This window comes from Desulfurellaceae bacterium, from assembly GCA_021296095.1.
Classification (GTDB): Bacteria; Desulfobacterota; Binatia; order Bin18; family Bin18; genus JAAXHF01.
Window position 1 is genome coordinate 1 of sequence record JAGWBB010000122.1, and the last position, 614, is coordinate 614.

The 614-nt window shown below is 63.4% G+C and carries 2 protein-coding genes; both read right to left on the reverse strand.

All coding sequences use genetic code 11. The features are described from left to right. Positions 1 to 281 (reverse strand): enoyl-CoA hydratase/isomerase family protein (locus J4F42_20515; GenBank protein MCE2487904.1); only part of this gene is annotated, 281 nt, incomplete at its 3' end. Positions 282 to 314: 33 nt separating this feature from the next. Continuing rightward, positions 315 to 614: CocE/NonD family hydrolase (locus J4F42_20520; GenBank protein ID MCE2487905.1), on the reverse strand; the 300-nt coding region annotated here is incomplete at its 5' end.

Sequence of the window (614 nt, forward strand, 5' to 3'; positions counted from 1 at the left end):
AGCGGTTTGCGAAACGCGCTGAGCTGAGCCAGGAAGCCCGGAAACTGGTAGGTGTCGCCGCCGCCGTCCACCATGCGCTGCATCTCGGTCAAATCCTGTCCGGCCGAGAAGGCCCGTCCCGCGCCGGTGAGCAGCACAACCGCAACGTCCGTGTCCTGCTCGGCCTGTTTGAGGCTATCGTGCACGGCTTTATACAGGGCGTTGTTGAACGCGTTCATGAACTCGGGGCGGTTGAGGATGAGTTTGCGGACCCGGCCGACGTCTTCAATGGTGAGTTCCATACTCGGGGCTCCTTGGCGGCTCGGAGTCGTGCGTCAGCGAGGAATGATAGGCAACACAACGTGTGATGGCCGCGTCTCGTCGTGAAACACATGCTGCAGGGCCGGCTCCAGGCGACCGGCCTCGGCGCTGGCCTCTCCGGTCTGGGGATTGCGGTCAAAGCGGGGGAAGTTCGAGCTGGCGATCTCGACCCGGATGCGGTGGCCGGCTTTGAACACATTGCTGGTGGACCACAGGTCAATGGTATACGCGTACACCTCCCCAGGCGTGAGAAGCTTGGCCTGCTCCCGCGTTTCCCGGTAGCGGCCGCGGAGAATGCCGTCGGTCAGATTCCG